4 protein-coding genes are annotated in these 5,787 nt (G+C 32.5%); 2 read left to right on the plus strand and 2 right to left on the minus strand.

The window, feature by feature from the left end; translation table 11 throughout:
- Positions 1-865: 865 nt before the first annotated feature.
- On the plus strand, positions 866-1,870 hold the full coding sequence (locus tag ACRD7B_RS22445) for a 6-bladed beta-propeller (protein WP_430826912.1): 1,005 nt from the start codon (positions 866-868) through the stop codon (positions 1,868-1,870).
- Positions 1,857-2,234: a hypothetical protein gene (locus ACRD7B_RS22450; RefSeq protein WP_430826913.1), complete on the plus strand. Its 378-nt coding sequence runs from the start codon at positions 1,857-1,859 to the stop codon at positions 2,232-2,234. Before ACRD7B_RS22445 ends, ACRD7B_RS22450 begins: the two co-directional genes overlap by 14 nt.
- 481 nt (positions 2,235-2,715) lie before the next feature.
- Here ACRD7B_RS22450 and ACRD7B_RS22455 read toward each other — a convergent pair whose 3' ends face one another.
- Together ACRD7B_RS22455 and ACRD7B_RS22460 are read right to left on the minus strand one after the other, a co-directional pair.
- Positions 2,716-4,239 (minus strand): IS1634 family transposase, encoded by a 1,524-nt coding sequence (locus ACRD7B_RS22455; RefSeq protein ID WP_430826914.1) that lies wholly within the window; start codon positions 4,237-4,239, stop codon positions 2,716-2,718.
- A gap of 54 nt (positions 4,240-4,293) precedes the next feature.
- Complete coding sequence (locus ACRD7B_RS22460) at positions 4,294-5,553, minus strand: tyrosine-type recombinase/integrase (RefSeq protein ID WP_430826915.1); 1,260 nt, start codon at positions 5,551-5,553, stop codon at positions 4,294-4,296.
- Between the last annotated feature and the right edge of the window lie 234 nt (positions 5,554-5,787).

The raw sequence follows: 5,787 nt of genomic DNA on the forward strand, positions 1-5,787 counted from the left end.
TTATGCGTTAAAAAATAAACACACAAACAATATCTAAATTTCTTTAGTAATTTACATAACGTCAAGCCTTCCCCCTACAAAACTTCGCTTAAATCCTGACTATTTGTTTATTACACATCATGACAGATTCATGATTATTTTGAAAAAAATTAATAATACTTTGTTAATAACATAGTAGTTTATCATGATGATTAATTATTGCAATTTTGATAATTATTATTATTATTGGGTTACATTTAGGCTCACAATTATGAAAATAAATAGAATGATTCCATTTTTTTATACCTCTTTTTTTCTTGAAAAAAAAGCAAGGTAATACCAACTCCTAGAAAAGTTGGCAAACTTAAAACTTAAACTATTATGAAAAAAACATTAATCGCTTTAGCAATGACTATGATGACTTCAGTACCAATTTTTTCACAAGGGGGTTCTCACGAATTAACAGATGGAAGTGAAGGCTATTGCTGTGCAATAGCCCATTGTTCTGATGGTTGTACAATAGGATGTGATGGGGTAAATCGATGTACTGTCGGCAGTACCTATGTTATATGTGATGGAAATTTTATAAGCTGCTAAATTATTCAAGATTATGAAAAAAATAATAAAAAAAGGTTTTTCTACTTTTATGATGCTCATAAGTTTATTTTCTCTGTGTTCAATGAGTCCTAATTACGTTTTTGAATTTGAAGGCGAAGGTTGTAGTGCAAGTCTAAATTGTTCGTGTGGCGATACAATTTCATGCAGTGGCACTTCAACATGTCAAACAGGATCATCTTACATTTCATGCGATGGCAATGTCACATATTGTTAAATTATCAATGGGAGCTGTTAAGTAATATTGGCAGCTCCTATATAACTATTAAATATGCGCTTAACTCAGAACTTAATACTAGCAGTAATATCATTTTTTTATTTGACAACTACATTAACTAGTTGTCAAAATGATCATGTAGAATTAATAAATATTACTTTAACGAAAGAAATAAACCAATTAAGTGATTCTACCTATTTAGGAGATATAGCTGAAATTAAGAAATTAGGTAATGATATTTTTGCCTTAGATCGGAAAAATAGAAGGTTGATTGTTTTGGATCACAATCTTCAAATAAAGAATTCAATAGGCAGCTCAGGCAAGGGGCCTGGAGAGTTTATTTCTCCGAATAGATTTACTTTTTACGACAACAATTTATGGATATTTGATGGAGCTAACCTGAGGTTCTCATGTTTTGATTTTAAAGGTCATTTTCAAATATCTCATAAAGCAGATGACCCTTTAACGGAGCTTTGTAGCTTCTTCGGAAAAAATGATAAGCTTTATTACATGGCACCTAAAGATTTATATAAATATTCGACATGCAATATAACCAATGGTGCGATTAAATCATTTTACCAAAATAATGATAGTGATGTTGACCTGGTAAATATGGCGCATTGTGATAAATATGAAACATGGTTTCGCGTTAACCAGGAATTACCAGTGATTGAAGTATTTAACAAAGGTGATGAAATAATTAAAAAAATCGATTTACCTGTAACTTGGTTCAATCGTTTAAACTTTACACCGAAAGCTGTTAAAGAGAGTCCTCAAAACACAAAGCGCTTGTTAATTCAAAATATATGCTGTGATAGAAACCACCTCTACCTAATGTATATTGATCATTCTCAAGACTATACCAAAACACATTGTAACAAAATAATTCAATTGAAAATTTCGGATACAGGTATCCCCTTAATAAGTGAATACAAGCTTATCAAGCTATTAGACAATTGGTATACTTCGTTTTGTGTTTCTGGCAATGAGATCACTGCTTTTAACTCCACCAACGGTGTGCTAGAACAATACAAAATAATAGAAAATGAGAAGAATTAAATACCTTATATTAATATGTATTATAAGTTCATTCGGGTGTGCTCAAAAATCAAAAGAGAACAACGCAAAATATTATAAAAAGAGTCATACTGTAAATATTGCTGGAAAAAATTTGAGTTCTGTCAAAAATATTATTGGCGATTCAATTAAATCAAATAGTTCAAACTTATTCTTAATTTTTGTTGCTTCAGGTTATGATTGCTCTAGTTGTATTGAAAATGGTCTATTGTTGCTAAATGAGCACTATGAAATATTAAGAAATAAGAATATCAAACCGTATTGCATTATCTCTAGTGGAAATACTTTTTATCTTCAAAAAAAACGGGTTTCACAGACTATATCTTTAATGATGAACATGATTTAATTCGAAAACAATTAAAATTTATCGACACACCCAGGTTTATAATTATCGATGCTGATTGTAATATTTTGTCTTCTCTATATGTAGGCCAAAAACTACAGTCCATAGATGCATTATTCGATTTTGAAATGTGACTAAATGGAATTATGCAACATGAAATTAAGGGACTTTTCAGTAGTGGAGTCCCTTTCTATTAATTTTTATTAATTATAAGATATCTGGAATTATTTAATGAAACACTATAATACTAATTAATAATCCATATACCTATTGCAACTCCCAACACTTTCACATATGACAGAAATTTACGCAAACCCACCATCAGTCTGTTTAATGAAGAAATAACAATAAAGGAAATGTTTTGGTTTTCATCATTCAAAATCCATCATTTTATTAGCAATATCACGCTTATCCTCATCTGCAAAACCTGCGAAATATGCTTTGGTTGTTTTAATATCTGTCCTGTTTTCCGCTTTGCAACACCCTAAAAATGGTCATCAATAATTTGACATAGCTCAGTCTGTTTGTCATCCATTTTTAGTCTCATTGACTTAGTGTGTTTTGAGTCGGGAAGAGTATACGTTATTTGGTATATATTATGGGTTAATTCAGCTGCATTCCTAAGGGAAAGAGTGGAATCTGATTGATATAATACTCGTTCTAATTCTTTATAAATACAGTATGCAGTAAATGAGATGCATATGTGTGCTTCAATTCGATTTCTCAGCCTATGATAAATAGGCCGTATGCGCAAATCAGTTTTAGACATTCTGAAAGCCTTTTCAATATGCCACAGATTTTTATAATTTTCAAGAACTTGCTGATCTGAGAGTTTAGTATTAGTAACATAGCCCTTTAATCCATCCCAAATATCGTCTTTATTGTATTTCTGGTAATCAATTTCTATAGAAACCTCACCAGTTAGCTTTAAATATTTGTTATACCCTCTATTGTTTATTGACGATTTCGTTAGTTTTCCTGACTTTACTTGCTTTTCTAAACGCATTAAACCTCGTTTACGATTGTAAGCATCTTTAGTAGCACGCTTTTTTGAATAATGTACAATTAATCGTGTATCCTCTTCCTTTTTATAGCTTCTGATTATTCCATCAGAAAAGTCATCTGCCAATATTTGTTTTTTTATAGTTGCCGATTCATTCTTTAGTCTACCTCCAATAATATATTCATAGCCTTTACTTTCCAGAGCTTTAATATTATCATTCGAAAGCAACCCTGCATCTGCTACAATAACAGGTTTATCTAGGTCGAATTTTCGGCTAATTTGCTCTATAAAAGGGATGAGAGTATGACCTTCGTAAGTGTTTCCTTCAAAAATATCATATCCAATTGCATAGCCACCCAATCCAACTAATAAACCAATAAAAATTTGAGGATGTTGGTATTTCCCATCTTTGCTAAAGCCAGTTTTGCGTAAATCATCTTCATCGCTTGCCTCAAAATACAAAGTAGTCATATCATAAAACACAACGTTAATCTGTCCTTTTAAGACCTTTAACGTATGCGCAAACGCAAGTTGTTCATCTTGATGTTTAAGTTGGTTGTTAAGCTTGTCTAAAAAACGATATATCGAATCAATACTGAGGGATACACCTTGGTAGCGATCTAAATATTCGATAGTTTTTAGCTTACTCAAGGGGAAAGCGAGCCTGTATATAACAAGATGCCGAAAAAGGTCTTCTTCTAACTTATTGAATCCAATACTATCATAAATTTTTCCAAAAACGATTTCAGGCTCAACGGTTCGAATATCTCCATTGCTTATAGTTGATATTGTTTGTTCAACCATGTGATCAACTTGTGATTTGAATAATTTGGGCTGAGCAGACACTTTCTCAATCTCCTGATTAGCAATGTGTACTAATTTTTCTATATTCTGCTGTGTAGTGGCGCAACCTATTGTTTTATGCACCTTATAACGGCCATTAATCTTCTGTATCACTTGCACAGACGTACTTCCTGAACGGTTCTTTAACTTTCTTACATACATGGTATTGGGGTTTGCAACACCCAAATTAAATAATCAATCCAGTAAAATCAAGGGTTACAGAGGGTGTTGCAGAAAACTGCGGAAAACAGGAGCAATATCACGCTTATCCTCATCTGCAAAACCTGCGAAATATGCTTTGGTTGTTTTAATATCTGTATGTCCTAGTGACTCTTGAGCCATTTCCATTCCAGCACCCTTTCTAATAAGGTTTGTTGCAAATGTGTGTCTGGCAATTTTACTATTAATTTTAATATTAAGGCCAAGGTTTTGTGCATATTTTTTCATATGTTGACTAATAAAGCGGTTAAAACTGCCTACGGCAGTGTCTATCTGTTCTTGGTTATATTCTGGAGTTACTATTGGGAAAAGAAAAGTTTCTTGATTAATCTTCTTATTGCCATACTTTTGAATAACCCCATTTGTAAAAGAATTAAGATAAATAATAATCGGTTTGTGCTCAACATCGGTGTCCCTTATTTTATTTCGGTAATAAAAGAAAGTATCATCATCTATAAAGTCTTTGTATTTAATATCTGCAATATCCTTTACATTCATCCCGTTGCACGCATATGAAAAGAACCAGAATGCCTTTGCCTTTTCTTGTTCTTCTGTTTTGGGTTGTCCATGCAGTAAGGCTTTAAGGTCTTGTGCAGATAATGCTGTTTTGGCTTTTTTTGAAGTTGGTATCTGATACCTTCCTTTCCCAAACGGATAAATCTCCTGTTTTACAACTCCATCTGAAATGGCACTATTAAAGATTGCCTTCAGATTGCGCAAATAAATGCCAATTGAAGTTCGACTCCTCCCTAAAGATTCCATATGAAATTGATAATCCTTCAACCATTGTACAGTTATTGTTTTAAAGTGCAGTATGTCAGTACTGGAGAATTGTATAAGTGACTTTAAACTGTATTCGTAGCTAGTTGCAGTTGTTAGTTTATTGTTGTGCCTATAATTATCAATTGCAGCCTTATAGAATTCATTGACAGTTCGTTTCTCCTGAACCTTGTTGGGAGATATTAGTAGTTCAAAGTCTTCAAATGTAAACTCATCCAACGAATCTGCTAAATCATACGTGGTTGTTTCTAATCCTTTTAAAAGTAACTTTATATCTTTCTTTTCTCCTCTCGGTTTTTCAACATGCCAAATAAGGTCGAATTCATCTTCTGTGAATTCAAACTTAGTTGGATATAATTTTTGCTTGCGAGGGTGCGCAGTAAATACTCTTAGCTTAACTGGGAATTTTCCATTTTTCTTTGCTCTACGAGTGTCCAGATAGATGGATATTTGGTAGTCTCTATTTACATTTGCCATATCGAAATTTGCATACTATTTGCATACAAGATTACAAATAAAAGATAAATATCGCAAATTTACACAAACAACAAAATGCGTATTACTCTAATAATAAGTGACATTAAGAATTTATGCAAAATACCACAAAGTAATATTATTTGACTGGCAGTCAAAAGGTCAGCGGTTCGATTCCGCTATTCTCCACAATGAAAATAAAGGCGTTCGGGGGCTTCCACTCTGGGCGCTTTTTTT

The organism is Carboxylicivirga fragile (genome assembly GCF_050589805.1).
Taxonomy (GTDB): domain Bacteria; phylum Bacteroidota; class Bacteroidia; order Bacteroidales; family Marinilabiliaceae; genus Carboxylicivirga; species Carboxylicivirga fragile.